This window comes from Leptolyngbya sp. Cla-17, assembly GCF_016807185.1.
GTDB lineage: Bacteria > Cyanobacteriota > Cyanobacteriia > Leptolyngbyales > Leptolyngbyaceae > ULC077BIN1.
The window spans coordinates 503,449-526,144 of record NZ_JAEVYN010000002.1 but is presented as its reverse complement, the minus strand read 5'-3'; the positions used below and the strand labels follow the sequence as shown (position 1 = coordinate 526,144).

Below are 22,696 nucleotides of genomic sequence, written 5' to 3'. Positions count from 1 at the left end.
AAATGGGATGGCTAGAAGAACGGCGATCGTGCTCCCTTATTTGCTTTTAACCTTCATCTTCTACCCATGTCTTCCCCTGGCGAGGTTTTGATTGCAATCCTCAACAACCGATCAGATATGGACATTGTTCGCAATCAGCACTGGTATCGTATTCCGGGTAACCAGATGGCAAAGCTGAAACAGCAACAATGCTGGCAACCAAAGGGGCTAGCGTTCTATCAAACGAAGGTGTTTGGCGCTGAAGCTTATACGATTCATTACTACGCTGAGGTGACTGCGATTCATGAAGTTCACCGCTGGAAATTATTTCCTGAAGAACCCCGAAATGCCAAAAGTGAAAAGCATTATTGCAAATTAGAGCTATCTTCCTTGGAGAAACTGAGCAAGCCCATCATTAGCAATCGGTTAAGGCGAATCACTTTCATTCCGACAACCTAGGAAAAGCTTACGCTTGCAGAAAAAGATGATGATTTATGGCGTGACAGCCCATTGGAAAATCAATTGTAGAATTCAAAAGATTCAGTTGAAGGCTTGAGTTAGCAAGCCTTAATTTTGCACTCCGATAGATCACACTCTTGCAAGCAGGGTGCTTGGGGTGAGTCTCGATAATACTTGTTTCAGTACCATTGCAGTCCAGTCGATGTCTGCCTTGGTGGTATGATGTCCCAAAGTGAGGCGGATGCCCGATTTGGCGACGCGATCGCTGTATCCCATTTCCTGCAAGATTGGGCTAGGGGCAACCTTGCCACTGCGGCAGGCGGCTCCGGCACTAATGCCAATCCCTGCTGAGTTCATTTGGCGAACCAGTGCCTTACCCGTGAGAATTTCACTATCGGCGTAATCAAGGCAAAAGCTGACATGATGCGGCAATCGATGCAGGCGATCGCCCGTGGGCACCAATCCCGGCACATTGACAAGCTGGTCAAACAAGCGATCGCGTAGATACAACAAGCGTGGCGTTTCGACTACCATTTCTGTGGCAGCCATCTCAGCGGCAATCCCAAAGCCTGCGATTGTTGCAACAGCCTGAGTGCCTGAACGTAATCGAGATTCCTGTCCACCACCTGTCAGCAGCGGCAGCAGCGCCACACCCGGACGCACATACAATGCTCCTACCCCTTGCGGTCCATAGAGCTTGTGGCTAGAAAGCGACAGCAAATCTACGGGCAGCGTTTGCACGTCAATCGGCAATCGTCCAATAGCCTGTACGGCATCGGTGTGAAACAAAGCGCCGTGGCGATGAGTTATTTCTGCCAATGTAGAAATGGGCTGTAGCGTCCCCACTTCACTTTGACCATAAATAATCGATACCAGCACTGTATTGGAACGTAACGCTGTTTGCAAATCAAGTGGGTTGACTCGTCCCTGCCGATTGACTGGCAGCCGAGTCACCTGCCATCCTTGCTGTTCTAACAAACGAACAGGTTCAACAATCGCTGAATGTTCCACGCTGGAAATGATCAGGTTCTGGGGAGTGTCATATTGCTGAGCAACTCCCATAATTGCCAGATTATCGGATTCAGTGCCGCCAGAAGTAAAGACAATGGACTCTGGAGGAGCATTAATTAACCGAGCAACCTGTACCCGAGAGCGCTCCAGCGCGATCGCAGAGCGTTGCCCCCAAGCGTGCAGGCTGGATGGATTTCCCCATTCCTCTGCCAAAACTCGTTGTATCGCAGCGATCGCCTCTGGTCGAGTCGGCGTAGTAGCACTGTAGTCCAAGTAGATTTGCATAGAAAAAAATCAAGAAAACAGCGGGCTTTTAATAGCTTACGCCTTCTCAAGTTCGCCCGGTTCAAGAATCCGCTGGAATAAGTAGCCAGTCCCCCTTGCTGTCAAAATTAGTTCTGGATTGCTAGGGTCGTCTTCTAACTTGGCACGGAGCCGAGAGATATGCACGTCTACCACTCGTGTATCTACATGGCGCTCAGGTGTGTAACCCCACACTTCTTGCAAAATCTCAGAGCGAGAAAACGCTTCGCCAGAACGACTCACTAGCAGTTCCAATAAGCTAAATTCCATTCCAGTTAAACGAATTCGTTCATCCCCCTTATACACTTGGCGCTTATTCGTATCAATCCGAATACTGTTGATATGGATTACACCTGAGCTAGGAATGCCAGAGCTGCCCGTTTTTTCAACACGGCGCAGAACAGAGCGAATTCGGGCTTCTAGTTCTTTAGGAGAAAAAGGCTTGACCACATAATCATCAGCACCGAGTTCTAAGCCTGTGATGCGATCGGCAACATCGCCCAGTGCAGTCAGCATAATAATGGGAACGTCCGATTCTTTGCGTAACTCTTGACAAACCCCATAGCCATCAAGCTTGGGCATCATCACGTCCAGCACAACTAGATCAGGAGCGGCATTCCGAAAGGTATCCAGTGCTTCTTCTCCGTCCGCCGCCGTCACCACATCGTATCCAATCATCGAAAGGCGCGTTTCAAGAATACGGCGAATGCTGGCTTCATCATCCACAACCAATATTTTTTCTTTATGGTTTTCCAACGTTCTTCCGCTCCTTAACTTAAGTAGAGTTTCTAATCATTAATTTTCGTACCCTATCATTAAGATAGTACTTCATACCTCAACATTGAAATCCTCAAAGATTCCTGCCTGGCTACATTTCAGTGTTTTTTCAAAAATTTCTTACGAATACGTCCATATTCTTGAACAAAGCTATTTTATAACTTATAAAAATAATGGCTAAGTCGCGATCGCTATATGTTTGCAATCAGTGTGGGGCTGAATTTTCTCAATATTTTGGCAAATGTTTAGCCTGTGAAAGCTGGAACTCCTTACAAGAGCAACTGGTTTCAGCGGTCAATGCATCTACGCGGCAAAGTGGCAGCATCAGCCGCACTACAGGTCGCAAACGCACATCCACGCAAACCGCTGCTCAGCCCAAAGCTTCCCTGACCCTGGCTCAAATATCCGATCATCCTCAAGCCCGCCTTGCCTCTGGTTATATTGAACTTGATCGCGTTCTTGGCGGCGGCATTGTTCCTGGTTCGTTAGTGCTGATTGGCGGTGACCCAGGCATTGGCAAATCGACTTTACTGCTTCAAACTGCCAACCAATTGGCGCAACACTATCGAGTGTTGTATGTGTGTGCTGAAGAATCAGGGCAACAGGTGAAACTGCGCGCCATGCGATTAGGCGGCGGAAATGGGGAAACAGGAGCAGGAGCAGAACTCCAAACTCCTAACCCCGAACCTCTCATCCCTTCTAACTCTTCCCTTTACCTCTTACCTGAAACTGATTTAGACACAATTTTGGAAGAACTGGAGTCGCTTCAGCCGCAGGTAGCCGTAATTGACAGCATTCAGGCGCTACATTTCAATGCGTTGACTTCGGCTTCAGGTTCAGTGGCGCAGGTGCGGGAATGCACTTCGATGTTGATGCAGTTTGCCAAACGGCAGAATATTTCCCTATTCATCGTGGGTCATGTGACCAAGGAGGGGGCGATCGCGGGTCCTAAAGTGTTGGAACATTTAGTAGATACGGTGCTGTATTTTGAGGGCGATCGCTTTGCCAGCCACCGATTGCTGCGATCAGTCAAGAATCGGTTCGGACCCACTCACGAAATTGGCGTGTTTGAAATGGTGGATCAGGGCTTGCAGGAAGTGCTAAATCCTTCAGAATTATTTTTGGGTAACCGCGAGGAAGTTTCGCCCGGAAGTGCGACGATTGTTGCCTGTGAGGGAACTCGTCCAATTGTGGTGGAACTGCAAGCGTTGGTTAGTCCCACGAGTTACAGTTCGCCCCGCCGCTCCACCACAGGCATTGAATACAATCGGCTGCTGCAAATTTTGGCCGTGTTGGAGAAACGAGTGGGCATTCCCTTGTCGAAGTTAGATGCTTATGTTGCTTCATCGGGTGGGCTGAGCGTGAATGAACCCGCCGCAGATCTCGGTGTAGCGGTTGCCGTAGTTGCCAGCTTTCGCGATCGCTTAGTTGATCCACGCATGGTATTGATTGGCGAAGTTGGCTTGGGTGGGCAGGTGCGCCCCGTCTCGCAAATGGAACTCCGGCTAAAGGAAGCTGCCAAGTTGGGTTTCAAGCAGGCGATTATCCCAAAAGGTCAATCTTTTTCGCTACCTGGCTTTGAAGTAATCCAGGTAGCGCGCGTGGTAGATGCGATCGCAACGGCCTTAGGAGGGCGACCTGCTGTAGAGGAATTCGATTAATCTAGAATCGGCAACTATTCACCGCCTGTTTGCGTCTTGCCACAAGTGTTTTTGTGTGCGCTCACTTTTTTGGAGAATTGTCATGTTGAGGAGTTTACAGGTTGGGTTGGGTGCGATCGCCCTATTGAGCAGTGTCATGCTAGCCAAAACAATTTACGCTCAATCTAGCGCCCAGCCTAAGTTTAGGGGTAGCCTGACCGTTGAAATTAGTGGACTGCAAAACCAAAAGGGTTTACTTTGCATTCGGCTATTTAATGAAAGCAAAGGCTTTCCTGAAGGAGACGGAAAATCTACTAAGCGAGAGTGCATCAAAATTACCGAGGAACCGATGCAATTTTCCTTCAAAAATCTAGCGGCAAGCAGCTATGCAGTGGCAGTATTTCACGATGCGAATGGCGATCGCAAACTCAACCGCAATGCCGCTGGAATACCCACTGAAGGTTACGGTTTTTCCAACAATCCCGTGATTAAAACGGGACCGCCGAAGTTTGGTCAAGCTATTTTCTTAGTTGCAGGTCCTAATACCGGAGTCAAAATTCAGATGAAATACTCCAGTCTCTAACTTCTGCCTCCAGTTTCTAAACTTCATTCTGCTCCCAAAAACTCTAGATAGTTATTGCTAAGTTCTTTTACTGCCAAGTCATAAAACTGATTGCCATGTTCAGGCGTTGCTAAAGCTGGGTTAGATCCCATTCGACCATCAGGATAGCGGTGTCGAAAATCTGCGGCTCCATAAATTCGGTGGTCTTTGGAAACGTCTGGGTTTAGATCAGCCTGCTTGATGGCTTCTGGGTAAATATATTGCGTTAAAGCCACTTCACTAGGGGTTGCATGGGAGCCTTCTTGATCGCCATAGAGTAGTTTTGCCAAGCTGTAGACAGAACCGCACATATACCAATTGCTGACTTGGCAGCGCACCTGATCGGCATTTGCCACATTTAAGTCAGCTAACGTCGCGTAAACCTCTGCAAAAGCAGCCTTCAAAGTTGCAACATTGCCACCATGCCCATTGATAAAGAAAAACCGGGTAAACCCTACTTTTGCCAAGCACGTAATTGTGTCTCGAATGACCAAAATTAATGTGCTGGGGCGCAGGCTAATGCTCCCAGGGAAAGCCGTATGGTGCAGTGCCATGCCAACATTAATTGTAGGAGCCACGATCGCCTGGGTCGCTTCTCCCACCCCACGCGCGATCGCCTCAGCACAAATTGCATCAGTACCGATCAATCCGGTCGGTCCGTGCTGCTCAGTCGAACCAATCGGAATTATTATTCCCGCAGACTGCCCCAAATAAGCTTCAACTTCTGTCCATGTACTTAACTGCAGCAACATTATTTTTCTATCCTCAGATTATTAATTCTTATCTTTGACTTTTTATCCTGTGAGCAAAGTCAGATTTTTTGATTTCTATTTGGCTATAAATAGTTCAAATAAGCCAAACCATTTATCGGGATCATACTTTTCTAATGAGTGAAATACATACGAGTTCACTTAACAAAGGCTAGAATAGTTGGTACAATCCGATACTTAAGATGATCAAATTCATCAATACTATCAAGGTTCGTTTATTTGCTGGATGGTGGATCACAGAAAGTAATAGCGCCCATCAGGTGTTAAGTCATTTCTCCCTCATCTACCTAGTGCATGTTCAGCCAAGGCTTAGATGCCTGAATTACCTCTCGATAAAGGTTTGCTCTTGCCTACCCAACAAAACGTTTCCACAAATGTATTTGCCTTGTCACAAGTAATGATTTCAAGGCTGCTCTCCACCTGGAAGTGCTTTAGAATTCTCAACGCCTCTACGAACGCTACAGATTGGTGTTCATACTTCCGACAATTTTTTTGGGAATTAGACGCATTTTTTATAGCCCAGATCTTAAGCAGGAGTTGCATATGATACCTGCTTAAGTTTGAAATGTGGGTTGCGATCGCCTTCTGTGGCAACTTACAGATAAATAAATTCAAAAAAGTTTTTAGCCATTAAAGTTTTCTGCTCGTCTGTAAAAATTGATAACTAAGTGTTCAGGAGAAGCAACCATGCTACACCGCAAGATCTATCAGCTCTGTTGTGATGGTCGTGAAGTCTGGATTTTCTTGCGGGATCAGCAGCGCTGGATAGAACGAGCCCGCATCCTTGATATTGAAGGGGATTTGGTAACTCTGCGCTATGAGACTGATGAAGAAGATGAGAATTGTTCTTGGGAAGAGATGGTGCGTTTAGAAAGCATTGGCGCTGTTACCCAGAAGCTTGCATCGGTGCCGAAAGGAAATGTAGAGCCGCTTATTTCTGATGATTGCCCTGAAGCGGAACAAATTCCTAACAATCGTTTTCCAGATAATAACCCCGACTAGATAGCCTTCAAGCCAATCAGTTAAACCCAATTGCAGCGATCGCTTTTTACGGTAAAAAGAGATCGCTGCAATTTTTATGTTCTTTTTGCTATGCATGACTGGCTATCCTGAAAATATTTTGCCTTCAGCCCGTTGCAAGGACGTGGTAAGAAAATCTATTTATAAATCGATCGATGAGGGTCAAAATCAGGGCAGTTAATGGCCTCTTCTGTTAGCGCATTAGAGGGATGTACCGTACATTTGAGCTGATAATTACTCGTGAAAAAACGACAATTGGAACAAGGAATTTGATGCATTTTTTGCGTTAGCATTGCCGCATCTCTAAGTGCCGTCCACACATTCCAAGTTACTAATAAGACAAGAAACCAAGCCACCACGAAGCAGAACATGACCAAAAATGGCTGAATTGCTTCAACAATTGGTCTCAAAATTTGGAACACCGTAATTACCAGTCAGTAAGAAATTGACAAACGCTATCAATCAGCTAATGATCGTCTTATATGTCTTCTCAGCAGAATGGCTGGCAACAAGACGTTCAAAGAAATATTAAGCCTTTATAGTCATTAACGCCTAATCAAGCTTAATTTAGGTATCTCTAAAGAAAGATTGGCTACCCTGGTAATGGCACATCTCTAATCATTGTGATCGTAGCGCTCCATGAAAGTATCCATATCGTCTAACCCCGCTCAATCTCGACAAGTTCGGCAGCAATTAGCAAACCCAGATGAGTCATTGACTTATGAGTTAGGCAAGGCGGTTCAGGAATTGCCTCCGCTTTACACTCGCTTGCTAGCCGGCACAATTAGCGTAATGGTTTTTGGAACTATCGCTTGGGCATATTTCAGCAGAGTTGATGAAGTTGCTGTAGCACAAGGTGAGTTGATTCCCTTTGCCCAAGTACGACCGGTGCGATCGCTGGGCGGCGGCACGATTCAGCAGGTGTATGCAAGAGAAGGCAAGAGCGTTAAAAAAGGCGATGTTTTGTTGGACGTTGAGCCTGAAAAGACGAAGGTTATCGATGCAGACATTGCCCGTCTCGAAAAATCCTCCAAGCTGATTCAAGATGATCTCAATCGCTTAGAAGCTGAGCGATCGGGCAATGGAAGTGCTGGAACTGCTATTCAAGACGAATTTTTGAACGCTCGACTCAAAGCATTTGATGAACAGAAAGCTGGAGCTGAAGCCGAAGCCAATCAACAAGTTGCCGCGATTGGAGAAGCTAGAACCCGCCTTTCTAGGCTAGAAGAAAATTTGATTAACGCTCAAGAAAATCTTAAAAACGCGAGAAAAAATTTAGAAAACGCTAATGAGCAAGAAAGAGGATTACGAACCCTGCTTACGGATAGGGCCGTTCCTCGACTGGAATACATTCGTGCGAAAGATAACGTCACGAATGCCGAAGACAAAGTTGTTTCTGCACAAGATAAGGTCGTTTCAACTCAAAAAGAGCTTGCTGGACAGCTAGACCGAATTCGTCAGTCAGAGCAAGGCTATCAAGCGGCAAAAAGTAAAGCCGATGGACTTGCATCCCAACGCCAAAGTGAAATTCTCACAACTCTGACCAAGCGCAAAGAAGAGATTGCTTCTATGAAAGGGCAATTAGATCAGTCTAGAAAACAACGAGAGTTGTCGAAAATCACTGCGCCTGTTGACGGTACGGTTTATTCCGTCAAAGCAACGAGAGGACCAGTGCAACAAGGTGAAGAGTTACTCTCAATTTTGCCTAAAGGCGAAGAAGTCGTTTTAGAAGTCAAAGTCTTGAACCGCGATATTGGCTTTATCCAAGCGGGGCAAAGAGTAAAAGTGAAGATGGCAACGTTTCCTTTCCAAGAATTTGGCATTGTCGAAGGGACTGTTATGAAGGTCAGCCCCAACGCAATTGTTGAAAAGGATCAAAATGGTCAATCTCAGGGACCTGTTTTTCCTACGCGTATTCAGCTAAACAAACAGGCGATCGATGTGAATGGGAAGAAAGTAGAACTTACTCCAGGCATGTCCGCAAGTGGAGAAATTGTCACACGCAAAAAATCAGTTCTAACCTTCTTGATAGAGCCTGTGACTCGCCGATTTAGCGAAGCTTTTCAAGTGCGCTAGCGGTTGTTTTTCTTACGCCAGGATTTCGATTGTGCCTTGCTGCCCATCAATACGAATGAGTTGCCCATCTTGCAATCGTTGGGTTGCATTCTGCACATCCATCACTGCCGGAATCTGGTATTCTCGTGCCACGATCGCCCCATGAGAAAGTCGCCCTCCAACCTCAGCAATTAAACCACCCGCCCGTGCTAATAAAGGTGCCCATCCAGAATCGGTGTAAGGCACCACAAGAATCGTATCTTTTCCAATATCTGGAAGTGCCGCTAATGTCGTTACAATTTTTGCTCGCCCTTCCACGATGCCAGAGCTAGCACCAATCCCCTGAAAGTGTTGAACGGTAGGTCTTTTGCTGATTACTGGCATGGGAGGCGCATAACCGTAGACCAAAAAAGGAGTGGATGGCAGCGCACGCTCGCGGTCTAACTGCGAGCGTCGCTGAGCAATCACATCGTTCACACTCATCTTGAGTACTAACTCTTTCTGTTCAATCAGTTGCCGGATCTCTTGAACTTCTAAGTAAAAAATGTCGCCTGATTGCGATAATCGCCCACTTCTTGTCCATTGCTGCTCCAAAGCTACGAAACTCCAACGGAGTTCAGCTAACAACCGACTATAAATTTCAGTCACTCTGCCTTTTATGTTCATCCGGTTCTGCACCGTATGTGAGACCCCCCGGAGTGAGGCAGGTGCAAGCGGTGCAGAAGTTGGGGCAATACAAAATTGAGCAAACAACTCACGTACAGGGTTGGGGGCCTCCTTCCAAGTAGGCACTGCAATATCGGTACCCACTTCACTCAGGTACCCGTATTGCTCTAGCAACTGGTCGAATCTTGCAAGAATTGTTTGCCCATCTTGCGTTGCACTTAGTGTCTCAAATAAAGTGACAGAAGAAAGGGGCATCTCGCCTAGCTGAGGCAAGATTAACCGAGCAGAATGAGCCAATGCTTGCAGCGATCTCAACGCTGCAATTTCGGGAGTTGCACCGTTGTCTAAATTGGCATCATTCACCTTGAAGACTGCTCTTCGTAATGCTGCGCTTAGAGGAGCCAAGATACTATAGTACGTGGCTGATTTCAGCAGAGCCAAAATAAAATCAATCCGGTTTAACAACTCAATCTCAGTTAAATTTTCAGCAGGCTGTCGAGCAAATTCAGTCAAGGCAGGAGTCAGTTGCAGGCGATCGAACTGGGAAAAGTCCTTCGCCAAACTCAATTCACGCCCTAGCAACCTCATCAGTCCAATAGAATTTTGTAGCGTTGAAACCACAGGCGGCTTGCTGAATTTTGCACCTTTTGTTAAAAATTCTAAACTCTCAGGTGGCAGACCCATTTGCCGGAAAATTTTTCCTAGTAAAGACGCATTGAAATAAGCACGAGAATAGTGCAGCGTAGCCGTTTCGTCAAAATTTAATCCAAGCGATCGCTTTCCCAAAACCAGAGTGAACAGATCGCCCCAAACTCCACAGGTCAAAGGACGATTAATCGACCAGGTAAGCGGACAAATTAGTCCTGGAATCACTTCTGCTGCTATCTTGCGGGTCCAAATCGGCAACAGCGTTGTAATCGGACGAGTTTGTAACAGCCAGAGAGTCTGCCCATCATAGCTCCACTCTATGTCCTGAGGAATGCCCTGGTAATGAGTTTCCAGCTGTCTTGCCCAGTAAGCCACCTGTTGAATAATTCGGGGTGGTACCTCCCCAATCCCATCCACTTCCAGAGTCATATTATCTGGCAGGGTCCAAAGTTGTGACTTGTCCGGCGATCGCGCAAGGCCTGACTTATCAGTTCGCTGCAATAATTCATCGTCCACAAACACGCGATAGGTTTCTGGCGTTAATCTGCCAGAAACCACCTGACTGGCACTTCCAGGTAACGCCTCAACTACAACCATTTCGCCACTTTGAAGAATGGGATCACGGCTAAAAGCAACTCCTGAAAAGACTCCGCAAATCTGCTGCTGAATCAAAACCGCCATTGAATTTTCCTGCACCCCTAAATCTCGCCGATATTGAGTGGCAGCAGATCGGTTATAAGACTCAAAACAGCGAATAATTGCGGGTTGCAACCCTTCACGTTCTGTAATGTCAGCAATACTTTCATATTGCCCAGCAGCAGATGCGCCCTCAGAATCTTCCCCGATCGCAGATGATCGCACAATCAAAGGGAACTGAGGCGATGGATTTAATATCTGAATTAAAGGTTGCGGATCATCTCCTACTGCCAACACCCACCCCATTGGCACCGGATAGCCCAATTTTTTGAGATGAGCTAACGTTGCTGCTTTTTGCCCATATTTGTGGACATCCAAAAAATCATTTAAAGAACGGATAGCGCTGTGTTGAAAGGGATCTTTCAATGAGTCTCCTTGAAAAAAATTAAACGCACCACGAGAGCTGGCTTGGACAGACTGAGAATTAAGACTCAGATCATCAGGAATTTTGGTATAAATCCAGCCCAACAGGAATGCTAAGACTGCCGTAGCAACAATCAAATTTTGCTGCTCCGGATGTAACAAAACAGTGACTAAAATCAACAATCCTAAAACACCAAACTGAGCCTGTTTGCGATCGCGCAAAATCGTAAATCCAATGCCACCAATTAAACAGACAAGCCCTGCTACAGCTGGATCATGAGCAAAGTATCCCCACACAACATTGGTTGTTCCCGCGCCCCCACTAACCCAATAGCGCCCCATCACCAGCATAATTAATGCGATAACTTCCCACACTTCATCAGTAGGGAAAAAGAACTTTGCTAGTAAAACAGCAACAATTCCCTTCAAAGCTTCTGAACAAACTGCCAATATTCCTGCTAAACGCCCACCATGATAAAAAGCCGCAGACACACTGATGTTGCCGGTACCCAGTGTTTTCAAATCTTTTGCGAAAAAAAATTTTGTAAGTCCACGAATTAACGGAAGCCCACCCAGTAAAGGGCAAACGGCAAAAATAACTAAAGCTCCCCAAACTTGCATCGGTTTTATCAGCCTGCTTTATGCTTTTTAATCAAAGCTTTCGATATATATAGTGAACCCAAACAAATAACTCTTTTCCTTTAACGCACCGACCTTCTTTTCTACTTCGAGTTTCCTGATTCAGCTATTCTCGACTTGCCATTAACTCAGGTCTATTTTGAATTCCAGGTAAAACCTTTGCATCTCCAGTCTCGATATATCCCACATAGAATGCACCAGCCTCAACATCAAGAGAATTTGCAACCACATCGCCCTCCAAACGAGCAGCACGGCTAAGAGTCAACCGACCCTGTGTGACAACTCTAGCTTTGATAATGCCATGCACAACTAAATTGCGAGCACGCACTTCAGATCCTTCTACAAGACCTGTTGCAGAAATTTCCATATCACCGGTAACATCCACTGTGCCATGAACAATTCCATCCACCCGCAGATCCCCATCTACATGAAGATTTCCATGAAATTCACTATTCGAAGCTAGATAGGTCAGCGATGTCGTAACTTTATCTTTACTCTTATTAAACATAATCTTCTCCAAATAAACACGAAAGTGTTGGCTGAGATAAGCGATTAAACTATTGCTTTTGTCCATTACTCTAATGATTATTAATATCACTCACTATCCGATGCTGAAACGCTTATACAAAAGCATTTCGCAACTTTTAACGAACTTTCAACTAAAAATTATTTGGTCTTCTCATCTTCAAGAGAATGCTACAAGATTACTAATAAATTTAGTAGTAAGTAGAAAACAAATTTGGTCATTAAAAAGCCCTCCCCGGTTTGGGGAGGGCTTAAATCATGCAACTGAGTAAGTCAAAAGACTAACCGTTGATAGCAGGAGCGACTAAAGCAACCGGAGTCGCTTCGCCCGCAGCCAAATCCAACGGGAAGTTGTGAGCATTGCGCTCGTGCATCACTTCCATTCCCAAGTTGGCGCGGTTCAATACATCCGCCCAAGTGCTCACCACTCGACCTTGTGAGTCGATGATGGACTGGTTGAAGTTGAATCCGTTCAGGTTAAAGGCCATAGTGCTAATGCCCATGGAGGTCAACCAGATACCAATCACAGGCCATGCACCCAAGAAGAAGTGCAAGGAGCGTGAGTTGTTGAAGCTGGCGTACTGAAAGATCAACCGTCCGAAGTAGCCGTGCGCTGCAACGATGTTGTAGGTCTCCTCTTCTTGTCCGAACTTGTAGCCGTAGTTCTGAGATTCGGTTTCAGTGGTTTCACGGACCAAGGAAGAGGTGACCAACGAACCGTGCATGGCGCTGAACAAACTACCACCGAATACACCCGCTACGCCCAACATGTGGAAGGGGTGCATCAAGATGTTGTGCTCTGCTTGGAAGACAAACATGAAGTTGAAGGTGCCGGAGATGCCGAGGGGCATGCCATCAGAGAAGCTGCCTTGTCCAATGGGATAGATCAAGAACACTGCGGTTGCGGCAGCAACGGGTGCTGAGTATGCAACGCAGATCCAGGGGCGCATTCCCAGACGGTAGGAGAGTTCCCATTCGCGTCCCATGTAGCAGAAGATGCCGATCAAGAAGTGCAATACAACTAGTTGGTAAGGTCCACCGTTGTACAGCCACTCATCCAAGGATGCGGCTTCCCAGATGGGGTAGAAGTGCAAGCCGATGGCGTTGCTGGAAGGAACGACTGCGCCGGAGATGATGTTGTTTCCAAACATCAGGCTGCCTGCAACAGGCTCACGGATGCCGTCGATGTCAACGGGAGGAGCAGCGATGAAGGCGATGATGAAGCAGATAGTGGCAGAGAGCAAGGTAGGAATCATCAGGACTCCAAACCAGCCTACATACAGGCGGTTATTGGTGCTGGTGACCCATTCGCAAAAGTTCTGCCATACAGACTGGCGCTCGACGCGCTGTAATGTCGTGGTCATGGTTTTATAAGTGCAGTTAGCTAGTATAAATTAGGTGATATTTTTCTCCTATTCATTATAAGAATAGCAAAAGACTAAACTTTTGTAAAGAATCTAGCGACCACAAATATTTGTTTGGTAGTGCATCAGATTATTGTTGGGGAGGTAACAAGGTCATGCCAACTCCAAGGACGGTCAGTGAGTCCTGCTCGTTGAGCCGCTGTTGTCTTGAGGCGACTATGCTGCCAAATCCAATTGAAACAGCTGACCACCAATCGCGTGGTCACTTTCGTTTGCTCCCACACTTTGCCAAATTTATTCTGCCGCCGATGCCATCTTCCCGTCTGTTGCCTGACTATGCCATTTGTCCGTTCTAATCGTTGGGTCTTATCCTTGCCAACATAGTGCACAATCTCAGGCGGCAATACTTGCTCATGACCTCTCCAGTCATTACTATTCCACCGTCTGCAAGCCGTTTTGCCTTCTGTGCTCCTCACGAGTTCGTGGACTCAGTTCATCCGTGTGTTTACCCACGTGGGCTGCCAAGATCAACCCACTTGAATCCGCTAAACTGATTCCAATTCAACAATCTCCCACTTCTAATTCTGCTGCGAGACAACAGACCTCCTGCACGAATAGTAAAACAGTGTGCCAGTTGAGATCGCGTCGTTGCACAATCATATAGCAGGCAAAGAGCAAGTCCAGGAAAAATCGCCATGTTGTACCGAGAGATCGAGTTTCTTTCAGATGGTGAGTTCAAACGCTTATGTGGGGTGAGTCGTGAAACATTCAGTGCGATGGTCGAGGTGGTAGACCCTGCTCTAGACCGACGAGGACGCAAGGGCGGTCAAGCCAAACTGAGCGTGGAAGACCAACAGTTGGTGGCATTGGAATACTGGCGAGAGTATCGCAGCCAGTTTTATAGCGGTTCTCTGTCGGATGAGGTACGGGCAGAATAATAAAGAGCAAGGGTTTGAGCCTTTAGTTTGTACCTCACAGGAGCCGGAAACGCTATATATCGGGGTGAGTTGGGATTGCATGAGACCACGGTTGGGCGAATTGTGCGAAAAGTGGAAGACCTTTTGGTCAAATGTGGCAAGTTCCGGCTACCGAGCCAACGCCAGTTGTACCAACCCGGTTGGGAGTGGAAGGTGATGATGGTCGATGTGGGGGAGATAGAAATCGAGCGCCCTAAAAAAACAGAAACGTTACTACAGCGGCAAACAAAAATGTCACACCCTGAAAGCGCAAGTGGTGGCGGAGTTTGACACCGGGCAAATCATTTGTACCGCAGTGGATATAGGTAGAACGCACGACTTCAAACTGCTTAAGCAAAGTCGTTTACCGTTTGTTTCTTCGCAGTTGTGTTTAGCAGACCGAGGCTATCAAGGCTTTGCCAAACTTCATGCTGGCGCTTGTACCCCAACCAAAAAGCCTCGCAAGCAGCTATTACCAAAGGAAGAAAAGCAGCATAACCGAGCTTTAGCACGACTGCGGGTGCGAGTTGAACATGTGATTCGGCTTCAAGATCTTCCGCATCTTTTCAGGGCGTTATCGTAATCGTAGAAGGCGGTTTGGCTTACGCTTAAATATCATCGCTGGCTTGTTGAATTACGAACTGACACAGGCCTCATGATTTATGCAGGAGACATCATGAGCGATTGCTCACACCCTGGGATGAAAGTGGTAACGTCAGATGAACTGGTTTAGAGGTCGAATTGGAACTAGTGCCAATCAGCCTGAGCAGGAGACTGACCGTACCCGCCCTTGGGACACCCATTTGTGCATTTCGCCGACTGCGAGACAGCACGCAAAGCAGGATCAATTAACGACATGGCGGGTGAACCAGCTTAACCCTAATCAAGGAGAAGCCTGATGCAAGTCACCCATGAGCGCTGCGCTGGAATTGATGTTCACAAAAAGACGGTCGTGGTCTGTTGCTTAAGTTTGGATATGAATGGGAAACCGCAGCGCGAAACCCGCACCTACGGTACGACCATCCGCGAGTTGTTAAATCTGTGCGACTGGCTATCGAGTAGCGAGATCACGCACATTGCCATGGAAAGTACAGGGGAATATTGGAAACCCGTGTACAACGTATTGGAGAGCAGCTTTGAGGTGATAGTCGTGAACTCGCATCACTTCAAGCAAGTACCTGGACGCAAAACCGATGTCAAAGATGCCGAGTGGTTAGCCGAGCTACTGAGCTATGGACTCGTCCGTGGCAGTTTTATTCCACCCCTGCCCCAACGTGATTTGCGCGACTTGACCCGCCAGCGCACGACGCTGATTCGCGAACGCGCGAGTGTCATCAATCGCCTGCAAAAAGTGTTGGAATGGGCAAATCTGAAGCTGGCATCGGTGGTCAGTGACATCGGGGGAGTCTCGTCGCGCGCCATACTCAAAGCACTGGTGGCAGGAGTTGAAGACCCAGAAGCCCTCGCTGAACTTGCCAGAGGACGCATGCGATCCAAGCAAGCCGAACTGATTGCAGCGCTCTCGGGTCGAGTGCGGGACCATCATCGGTTCTTGATCCAAATGCATCTCGACCATCTAGAGTTTCTCGACCGCCAGCTCAAACCGTTTGACGCGCGAATCGAGCAGTTGATTGAGCAGCACATGCCTCCGGTCGAAGTCCTCGTTCCGGCGGCTGAATCCAAGCCTCAGACAGATTCTTCCTCTGACCTGCCGTTGGCGTGGCAGCAAGCGATGCCGTTGCTCGACAGCATTCCGGGAATCGCCCGTCACAGTGCTCAACTGCTGCTGGCAGAAATCGGGAGTGATATGCGACGCTTTCCCAGCGCCGCGCATCTGTGTAAGTGGGCTGGGGTTTGTCCGGGCAATCATGAGAGTGCGGGCAAACAATACTCTGGCAAAACTCCACCCGCAAATCGCTGGTTGCGAAGCATCTTGGTACAAATGGCAAATGCTGCTGTGCGCTGCAAAGCCTCCCATTTTGCTACGGTCTATCGCCGACTTGCGTCCCGTCGGGGACACAAACGCGCCATTGTTGCCGTCGCCCACCGCCTGTTGATTGCGGTCTATCACATCCTCAAACAACACCAACCCTACCGCGACTACCGCACTACCGATTCGGGGCAACGCACCCAACACCAACTGCTCCAAACCTTGCAGCACCGGATAGAGCGGTTGGGATATCAGGTTCAATTAACGCCCCTTACCGCCCCTCAACCACCGAGCTAGTCCTCTATTTTCAAAGCAGGTCTTATCTATAAGTCGAACAGCGACTGCCCCAAATCGACACCTCTAAGGAACTTAATATTTATCCCTCATTTTTTACTTTAGCGAGAGAGTTTAAGGTGAGGACGGTCAAGCCGCTTGCGGGAGAGGGATTAGAGCTATTCGGAACGTATTCATCCAGTCTATCAATTGATGAAGTGCACGCTTGAGTCCCGGCATCGGAAATACCTGTAACCAGACTTCTAACCATCCCCAACACCAATAGGGTCGTAGATTGTTCAACGCACTCTTCCAAGTTGTTCCAAGTTCCCAGTGCGGATGCTGAGTAAACGGCACTGGCGTTGCTGTTGCCTGAGGTGTTTTATTCGTGTGACTTTGCAGTTTCTGCCTGAATGCATCGGCGTGGATGCTGACAAACAAATAGGCACTAAACACGATTTCCCCCCAGCGTTCAATGCTGTTGTAGTCGGTTAAGCGATAATCGTGCCAGCCCAGTTGATGCTTAACTTGCTTGAAGCCATACTCAATCCAAGTTCTCAGACTGTACTGAGTTGCAACACTGAGCAAGATGTTGCCTTCTAGGTTGGTCATGATGAACCAACTGTCTGCTTTATCTGGGTTATCGGTGCTGCCTTTGGTGATCTGGTAGTAGCACACTGTGCGGCGATGTCCAAAGATGATTTCCCGAATGTGACGACGTTCGCTCGGATGCTCTGCTAACGGTTGGTCATAAGCACGCCATCGGTTGTAGCGCACTCGTTGCCCCTTTGCCATCAACACTCCATGATTCGAGCGAATTGCGACGATGTACGGCAAATTCAACTTCTCTAACGCTCGGATCACCGCTTCACTTTCGCCATACAAGCTATCGGCTAACACCCGCTCAATCACAAACCCCAAGGCTTGGATCTCGTGAATGATTTGCACCGCTAACTGCGGTTTGCTCTGGTACTCATCACTCGCTTTGAGTCGAGATTTAGGTTTATAGATTTTGAACAACAACGGGTAGGTGATGTTCAAGGCCACGGCATAAGCATTGACGCTGACTATGCCATTGGCGGTCTTGCCGAGATTGCCGATGTATTGTTTCGCCACATAGTCTGTGGTTTCTCCTTTCTTGACATCACCCGTTTCATCGATGCATAAGCTGATGGGTCGGGTGCCAATTTGTTGCCCAATCAGGTGCAGTCGAATGGCTCGAACTTGAGCGACATCCCACACCGCATCGCGCAAAAAGTGATGCAAACTTTGTCCATCTTTCAGACCATTGAGTTTGGCGATCTCGGGTAACGTTTTGCGCGGTAGCGGACTCATAATGCTCAGGTGCAACCACTTAAAGCATTCATACAACCGCACATCCTCAAACATCGAGCGGTAAAGCAGACAATACTCGTCAATGAAGCTGACTGTAGCGATAGGTGGGCGTAACATGATCTCAACCTGAACACAGCTACTTCTAGCTTATTTTGTTCTCGCTAAAGTAACAAATGAGGGGTCATACCAATTTAAATGATTTCAACGACAGATAGAGCATTGAGGATGAAGGGGTAGCCCGTGAGAGAAACAATCACTTGAGGGGTTAACTGGGATAAGAGTTGATCTACTCTGCATTGCAGTTGGTCAAGCGTTTTGAACGAAACCCACTTGAGATATTCCCATAGCCTTTCAATTGGATTTAACTCCGGACATTACAGCGACTTTCAGGTAATCAGCCCTCTTTTGGTATAGTGTGAGTTGAAAAACTACCCGGTTTGTAAAATTTTGTAAAATGCCCGTCGCTTACTCTACTGACTTACGGACTCGTGTCATTGATGCTTGGACGGCAAAAGAAGGAACCCAAGCTCAACTGGCCGAACGATTCAAAGTGAGTCAAAGTTTTGTCAAACGAGTGTTGCGTCGATACCGCAGCAGTGGACAAACAGAAGCGAAACCGAGGGGAGCAACGCTTGCTCCCACGATAGATGGAGAAACATTGAAACTGGTGCAAGGCTGGATTGAGCGCAAACCCGACATCCATCTAGACGAATTGTGTGAGCAATTAGAAGTGCATCAAGGAATTAAAGTGAGTCAGCCTACGATGTGTCGAGCGGTGCAACGCTTGAGAATGCCCCGTAAAAAAAACACTGTACGCGAGTGAGCAAGATTCTCCTGGAGTACGCAAGCAGCGAGATGAGTACCGTTGTTGGTTAGAGCAGGTGGATGTGCGCAACTTGGTGTTCATTGACGAAGCCGGCATTCATCTGGGCATGGTGCGCTTGTTTGCACGAGCGTTTCGAGGACAACGAGCAGTCGATGGGGTTCCTCGCAATCAAGGAACGAACGTTTCTGTGATTGGGGCACTGAGTCTCGATGGGTTGATTGCCTCTATGACCCTGAAGGGCAGTGTGGATACGGCAGCATTTTTAAGCTACGTCAACGATGTGTTAGTCCCACAATTATGGATAGGGGCAATTGTGGTCATGGACAACCTGAAAGTTCATCATGCCCACTCGGTCCGAGCTGCTATTGAAGCGGTGGAAGCACAGGTGGTCTTCTTACCCCCTTACTCCCCAGACTTATCTCCCATTGAACTGTGTTGGTCGAAACTCAAGCAATTTCTACGTTCCAAAGCAGCTCGTACTGACCCAGCCCTTGACCAAGCTATGACGGAGGCGGTCCACTACATCACCGAAAATGACGCGCTCGGCTGGTTCAATCACTGCGGTCTATTCACTTGAAAATCGCTGTAAGTCGGTTGGAACACCAGGATAATGTTCTCTAGCACAATTAAGTTTTTGCCTTTCATGAAAAAGGTCTGAACAACTTTAGTTGTTCAGACCTTTTTCATTTATAAACCTGGCATCGAGCTATTTTTGCAGGACGCAGCCGTCCAACTATCTTTGCCGCAGAAGCGTTTCACAGCTGAGTTCGAGATGGATCAGAGTGGTTCCACTACGCCATAGACACCAGGAAATCATGTAATAACTAAAACCTTAAAGGCTGCATAGTACTTGTCAACACCAACGATCTGAGGTCAAGCCCTCGGTCTATTAGTACTCCTTGACTACATGCATTGCTGCACTTCCATCTAGAGCCTATCAACGGGTGTTCTGCCCGTGACCTTACTGGGTTACCCCATGAGAGCACTCATCTTGAGGTGGGCTTCCCACTTAGATGCTTTCAGCGGTTATCCGCTCCGCACATGGCTACCCTGCGTTTACCGTTGGCACGATAACAGGTACACCAGCGGTGCGTTCCTCCCGGTCCTCTCGTACTAAGGAGGAATCCTCTCAATGCTCTTACGCCTGCACCGGATATGGACCGAACTGTCTCACGACGTTCTGAACCCAGCTCACGTACCGCTTTAATGGGCGAACAGCCCAACCCTTGGGACGTACTACCGCCCCAGGTTGCGATGAGCCGACATCGAGGTGCCAAACCTCCCCGTCGATGTGAACTCTTGGGGGAGATCAGCCTGTTATCCCTAGAGTAACTTTTATCCGTTTAGCGACGGCCTTTCCACGCAGCGCCGTCGGATCACTAAGGCCGTGTTTCCACCCTGCTCGACATGTTCGTCTCGCAGTCAAGCTCTCTTATGCCTTTACACTCTACGGCTGATTTCCAACCAGCCTGAGAGAACCTTTGCGCGCCTCCGTTACCTTTTAGGAGGCGACCGCCCCAGTCAAACTGCCCGCCTGAAACTGTTCCCTCGCCGGATAACGGCAAAGGGTTAGAATTCTAGCCTCACCAGAGTGGTATCTCACCGTTGACTCCACAATCCCCACAAGAATTGCTTCAACGTCTCCCACCTATCCTGCGCAAGCAAAGCCCGAACCCAATTCCAGGTTACAGTAAAGCTTCATAGGGTCTTTCTGTCCAGGTGCAGGTAGTCCGTATCTTCACAGACAATCCTATTTCGCCGAGCCTCTCTCCGAGACAGCGCCCAAATCGTTACGCCTTTCGTGCGGGTCGGAACTTACCCGACAAGGAATTTCGCTACCTTAGGACCGTTATAGTTACGGCCGCCGTTCACCGGGGCTTCAGTCGCCAGCTTCGCTTGCGCTAACCGACTTCCTTAACCTTCCGGCACTGGGCAGGCGTCAGCCCCCATACATCGTCTTGCGACTTAGCGGAGACCTGTGTTTTTGGTAAACAGTCGCTTGGGCCTCTTCACTGCGACCACCTCTCGGTGGCACCCCTTCTCCCGAAGTTACGGGGTCATTTTGCCGAGTTCCTTAGAGAGAGTTATCTCGCGCCCTTGGGTATTCTCAACCATCCCACCTGTGTCGGTTTCGGGTACGGGTCAGTTTAGATTAACGTGGTTAGAGCTTTTCTTGGAAGCTTGACATCACACACTTCGAGGACGTATCCCCTCGTACTCGCGCCTCCGCTCAGAACGTTTTCTCCGTTCCTCATTGCCTTGGACGCTTGAACCGGTAACCAACATCCGGCTGTGTTAGCCTTCTCCGTCCCTCTTCACAATCTAAACTAAGTACGGGAATATTAACCCGTTGTCCATCGACTACGCCTTTCGGCCTCGCCTTAGGTCCCGACTAACCCTCCGCGGACGAGCCTTCCGGAGGAAACCTTGGGATTTCAGGGCATTGGATTCTCACCAATGTTTGCGCTACTCAAGCCGACATTCTCACTTCTGCTTCGTCCACACCTGCTTTCGCTGATGCTTCAAACTACAACAGAACGCTCCCCTACCATTCTTTCGAATCCACAGCTTCGGTACATCGTTTAGCCCCGTTCATTTTCGGCGCAGGAGCGCTTGACCAGTGAGCTATTACGCACTCTTTTAAGGTTGGCTGCTTCTAGGCAAACCTCCTGGTTGTCTATGCACTCCCACCTCCTTTATCACTTAACGATGATTTGGGGACCTTAGCTGGTGGTCTGGGCTGTTTCCCTCTTGACGATGAAGCTTATCCCCCACCGTCTCACTGGCAACGTGTGCACTGGGTATTCAGAGTTTGACTCGATTTGGTACCGCTCTCGCAGCCCGCACCGAACCAGTGCTTTACCCCCCAGCTATAATCGTTACCGCTGCGCCTAAACACATTTCGGGGAGAACCAGCTAGCTCCGGGTTCGATTGGCATTTCACCCCTAACCACACCTCATCCGCTGATTTTTCAACATCAGTCGGTTCGGACCTCCACTTGGTGTTACCCAAGCTTCATCCTGGACATGGTTAGATCACCCGGGTTCGGGTCTATAAACACTGATTAACGCCCTGTTCAGACTCGCTTTCGCTTTGGCTTCGTCATTCTCGACTTAACCTACCAGTGCCTATAAGTCGCCGGCTCATTCTTCAACAGGCACACCGTCACACGTTAAATCGTGCTTCGATTGCTTGTAGGCTCACGGTTTCATGTTCTATTTCACTCCCCTTCCGGGGTTCTTTTCACCGTTCCCTCGCGGTACTGGTTCACTATCGGTCACACAGTAGTATTTAGCCTTACGAGGTGGTCCTCGCTGATTCACCCGGAATTTCACGTGCTCCAGGCTACTCGGGATTCAGCTAGTATCTTTAAGTTTTCGACTACAGGACTTTCACCTCCTCTGGTACAGCATTCAACTGTTTCGTCTAACCGCTAGATTCCATATCGCTGTCCCACGACCCCAGTAAGCATGCTTACTGGTTTAGGCTGTTCCCGCTTCGCTCGCCGCTACTAGGGGAATCACGTTTGTTTTCTCTTCCTACAGCTACTAAGATGTTTCAATTCGCTGCGTTCGCTCTCGCCACCCTATAGATTCAGGTGGCAGTATGTAGGGTTGCCCCATTCGGAAATCCCCGGATCAATGCTTGCTTCCAACTCCCCGGGGCGTATCGCCGGTAACTGCGTCCTTCTTCGCCTCTGTGTGCCTAGGTATCCACCATGAGCCCTTATTAGCTTGACCACTATCTTTAACTTTCTTAAGTTACACATTGGTGTCTGTGAATCAATATCTAGTATCAAAGTTTTTGATGTGTTCATCAAAAACAAATCACTATCTATTGTTCCTACCTGACAAGTTAC

At 48.0% G+C, this 22,696-nt stretch carries 19 protein-coding genes, 2 rRNA genes and 1 pseudogene; 12 read left to right on the top strand and 10 right to left on the bottom strand.

Going from position 1 to position 22,696, the window contains the following annotated elements; genetic code table 11:
- The first annotated feature begins 66 nt into the window (after positions 1 to 66).
- On the top strand, positions 67 to 438 hold the full coding sequence (locus JOY44_RS13595) for a hypothetical protein (protein WP_171574248.1): 372 nt from the start codon (positions 67 to 69) through the stop codon (positions 436 to 438).
- A 129-nt stretch (positions 439 to 567) separates the two neighbouring features.
- On the opposite strand, the gene JOY44_RS13590 is transcribed toward JOY44_RS13595, so the two are convergent.
- Positions 568 to 1,734, bottom strand: coding sequence for a cysteine desulfurase family protein (locus tag JOY44_RS13590; protein WP_171574247.1), 1,167 nt, complete (start codon positions 1,732 to 1,734; stop codon positions 568 to 570).
- A gap of 36 nt (positions 1,735 to 1,770) precedes the next feature.
- Entirely contained in the window at positions 1,771 to 2,508 is a 738-nt protein-coding gene (gene rpaB / locus JOY44_RS13585) for a response regulator transcription factor RpaB (RefSeq protein WP_171574246.1), read from the bottom strand.
- Positions 2,509 to 2,702: 194 nt separating this feature from the next.
- Here rpaB and radA point away from each other — a divergent pair, with 194 nt between their 5' ends.
- Together radA and JOY44_RS13575 are read left to right on the top strand one after the other, a co-directional pair.
- Complete coding sequence (radA, locus tag JOY44_RS13580) at positions 2,703 to 4,190, top strand: DNA repair protein RadA (RefSeq protein WP_171574245.1); 1,488 nt, start codon at positions 2,703 to 2,705, stop codon at positions 4,188 to 4,190.
- Between the two features lie 82 nt (positions 4,191 to 4,272).
- Complete coding sequence (locus JOY44_RS13575) at positions 4,273 to 4,752, top strand: DUF2141 domain-containing protein (protein ID WP_171574244.1); 480 nt, start codon at positions 4,273 to 4,275, stop codon at positions 4,750 to 4,752.
- 23 nt (positions 4,753 to 4,775) lie between these two features.
- Here the strand turns inward: JOY44_RS13575 and JOY44_RS13570 are convergent, their stop codons facing one another.
- Complete coding sequence (locus tag JOY44_RS13570) at positions 4,776 to 5,522, bottom strand: creatininase family protein (RefSeq protein ID WP_171574243.1); 747 nt, start codon at positions 5,520 to 5,522, stop codon at positions 4,776 to 4,778.
- A 705-nt stretch (positions 5,523 to 6,227) separates the two neighbouring features.
- Here JOY44_RS13570 and JOY44_RS13565 point away from each other — a divergent pair.
- Complete coding sequence (locus JOY44_RS13565; RefSeq protein WP_171574242.1) at positions 6,228 to 6,542, top strand: DUF6679 family protein; 315 nt, start codon at positions 6,228 to 6,230, stop codon at positions 6,540 to 6,542.
- Between the two features lie 657 nt (positions 6,543 to 7,199).
- Positions 7,200 to 8,636, top strand: a complete 1,437-nt coding sequence (locus JOY44_RS13560) for an HlyD family type I secretion periplasmic adaptor subunit (RefSeq protein WP_171574241.1) — start codon at positions 7,200 to 7,202, stop codon at positions 8,634 to 8,636.
- Positions 8,637 to 8,648: 12 nt separating this feature from the next.
- Here the strand turns inward: JOY44_RS13560 and JOY44_RS13555 are convergent, their stop codons facing one another.
- The 4 genes and pseudogenes from JOY44_RS13555 to JOY44_RS13540 form a co-directional block, all read right to left on the bottom strand.
- Positions 8,649 to 11,609, bottom strand: coding sequence for a glycerol-3-phosphate acyltransferase (locus tag JOY44_RS13555; protein ID WP_197985304.1), 2,961 nt, complete (start codon positions 11,607 to 11,609; stop codon positions 8,649 to 8,651).
- Positions 11,610 to 11,733: 124 nt separating this feature from the next.
- Entirely contained in the window at positions 11,734 to 12,201 is a 468-nt protein-coding gene (locus tag JOY44_RS13550) for a bactofilin family protein (RefSeq protein WP_197985303.1), read from the bottom strand.
- A 232-nt stretch (positions 12,202 to 12,433) separates the two neighbouring features.
- A complete protein-coding gene (gene psbA, locus JOY44_RS13545) occupies positions 12,434 to 13,516 on the bottom strand; it encodes a photosystem II q(b) protein (RefSeq protein WP_171574240.1) in 1,083 nt (360 codons plus the stop codon).
- Between the two features lie 125 nt (positions 13,517 to 13,641).
- Positions 13,642 to 14,113: pseudogene (locus tag JOY44_RS13540) on the bottom strand (IS1 family transposase); the annotation flags it as partial.
- A gap of 98 nt (positions 14,114 to 14,211) precedes the next feature.
- Here JOY44_RS13540 and JOY44_RS13535 point away from each other — a divergent pair.
- The 5 genes from JOY44_RS13535 (at position 14,212) to JOY44_RS13515 (ending at position 16,699) form a co-directional block, all read left to right on the top strand.
- The gene (locus tag JOY44_RS13535; protein WP_197985302.1) at positions 14,212 to 14,454 is read left to right on the top strand and encodes a hypothetical protein; all 243 of its coding nucleotides are present in this window, start codon (positions 14,212 to 14,214) and stop codon (positions 14,452 to 14,454) included.
- Positions 14,455 to 14,481: 27 nt separating this feature from the next.
- Positions 14,482 to 14,763, top strand: a complete 282-nt coding sequence (locus JOY44_RS13530; protein ID WP_197985301.1) for a hypothetical protein — start codon at positions 14,482 to 14,484, stop codon at positions 14,761 to 14,763.
- A complete protein-coding gene (locus JOY44_RS13525; protein WP_242541829.1) occupies positions 14,735 to 15,055 on the top strand; it encodes a transposase in 321 nt (106 codons plus the stop codon). The genes JOY44_RS13530 and JOY44_RS13525 overlap by 29 nt, the downstream gene beginning before the upstream one ends.
- A gap of 136 nt (positions 15,056 to 15,191) precedes the next feature.
- A complete protein-coding gene (locus tag JOY44_RS13520; RefSeq protein WP_171571961.1) occupies positions 15,192 to 15,371 on the top strand; it encodes a hypothetical protein in 180 nt (59 codons plus the stop codon).
- The gene (locus JOY44_RS13515) at positions 15,371 to 16,699 is read left to right on the top strand and encodes an IS110 family transposase (protein ID WP_171571962.1); all 1,329 of its coding nucleotides are present in this window, start codon (positions 15,371 to 15,373) and stop codon (positions 16,697 to 16,699) included. Before JOY44_RS13520 ends, JOY44_RS13515 begins: the two co-directional genes overlap by 1 nt.
- Before the next feature lie 126 nt (positions 16,700 to 16,825).
- Here the strand turns inward: JOY44_RS13515 and JOY44_RS13510 are convergent, their stop codons facing one another.
- The gene (locus JOY44_RS13510) at positions 16,826 to 18,127 is read right to left on the bottom strand and encodes an IS701 family transposase (protein ID WP_171574238.1); all 1,302 of its coding nucleotides are present in this window, start codon (positions 18,125 to 18,127) and stop codon (positions 16,826 to 16,828) included.
- 337 nt (positions 18,128 to 18,464) lie between these two features.
- Here JOY44_RS13510 and JOY44_RS13505 point away from each other — a divergent pair, with 337 nt between their 5' ends.
- Positions 18,465 to 18,833, top strand: a complete 369-nt coding sequence (locus tag JOY44_RS13505) for an IS630 transposase-related protein (protein WP_171574237.1) — start codon at positions 18,465 to 18,467, stop codon at positions 18,831 to 18,833.
- Positions 18,820 to 19,413 carry an IS630 family transposase gene (locus JOY44_RS13500; protein ID WP_171575977.1) on the top strand — a complete coding sequence of 198 codons (594 nt, stop codon included), beginning with the start codon at positions 18,820 to 18,822 and terminating at the stop codon, positions 19,411 to 19,413. The genes JOY44_RS13505 and JOY44_RS13500 overlap by 14 nt, the downstream gene beginning before the upstream one ends.
- Positions 19,414 to 19,529: 116 nt before the next feature.
- Here JOY44_RS13500 and rrf read toward each other — a convergent pair.
- Both rrf and JOY44_RS13490 read right to left on the bottom strand, forming a co-directional pair.
- Positions 19,530 to 19,646, bottom strand: a 5S ribosomal RNA gene (gene rrf / locus JOY44_RS13495).
- Positions 19,647 to 19,705: 59 nt separating this feature from the next.
- Positions 19,706 to 22,577 (bottom strand): 23S ribosomal RNA (locus tag JOY44_RS13490).
- Between the last annotated feature and the right edge of the window lie 119 nt (positions 22,578 to 22,696).

Bases quoted from the DNA above. Each gene is read 5' to 3' on its own strand.
- JOY44_RS13595 (WP_171574248.1), top strand. From the start codon at position 67: ATGTCTTCCCCTGGCGAGGTTTTGATTGCAATCCTCAACAACCGATCA.
- JOY44_RS13590 (WP_171574247.1), bottom strand. From the start codon at position 1,734: ATGCAAATCTACTTGGACTACAGTGCTACTACGCCGACTCGACCAGAG.
- radA (WP_171574245.1), top strand. From the start codon at position 2,703: ATGGCTAAGTCGCGATCGCTATATGTTTGCAATCAGTGTGGGGCTGAA.
- JOY44_RS13575 (WP_171574244.1), top strand. From the start codon at position 4,273: ATGTTGAGGAGTTTACAGGTTGGGTTGGGTGCGATCGCCCTATTGAGC.
- JOY44_RS13570 (WP_171574243.1), bottom strand. From the start codon at position 5,522: ATGTTGCTGCAGTTAAGTACATGGACAGAAGTTGAAGCTTATTTGGGG.
- JOY44_RS13565 (WP_171574242.1), top strand. From the start codon at position 6,228: ATGCTACACCGCAAGATCTATCAGCTCTGTTGTGATGGTCGTGAAGTC.
- JOY44_RS13560 (WP_171574241.1), top strand. From the start codon at position 7,200: ATGAAAGTATCCATATCGTCTAACCCCGCTCAATCTCGACAAGTTCGG.
- JOY44_RS13555 (WP_197985304.1), bottom strand. From the start codon at position 11,609: ATGCAAGTTTGGGGAGCTTTAGTTATTTTTGCCGTTTGCCCTTTACTG.
- JOY44_RS13550 (WP_197985303.1), bottom strand. From the start codon at position 12,201: ATGGACAAAAGCAATAGTTTAATCGCTTATCTCAGCCAACACTTTCGT.
- psbA (WP_171574240.1), bottom strand. From the start codon at position 13,516: ATGACCACGACATTACAGCGCGTCGAGCGCCAGTCTGTATGGCAGAAC.
- JOY44_RS13535 (WP_197985302.1), top strand. From the start codon at position 14,212: ATGTTGTACCGAGAGATCGAGTTTCTTTCAGATGGTGAGTTCAAACGC.
- JOY44_RS13520 (WP_171571961.1), top strand. From the start codon at position 15,192: ATGAACTGGTTTAGAGGTCGAATTGGAACTAGTGCCAATCAGCCTGAG.
- JOY44_RS13515 (WP_171571962.1), top strand. From the start codon at position 15,371: ATGCAAGTCACCCATGAGCGCTGCGCTGGAATTGATGTTCACAAAAAG.
- JOY44_RS13510 (WP_171574238.1), bottom strand. From the start codon at position 18,127: ATGTTACGCCCACCTATCGCTACAGTCAGCTTCATTGACGAGTATTGT.
- JOY44_RS13505 (WP_171574237.1), top strand. From the start codon at position 18,465: ATGCCCGTCGCTTACTCTACTGACTTACGGACTCGTGTCATTGATGCT.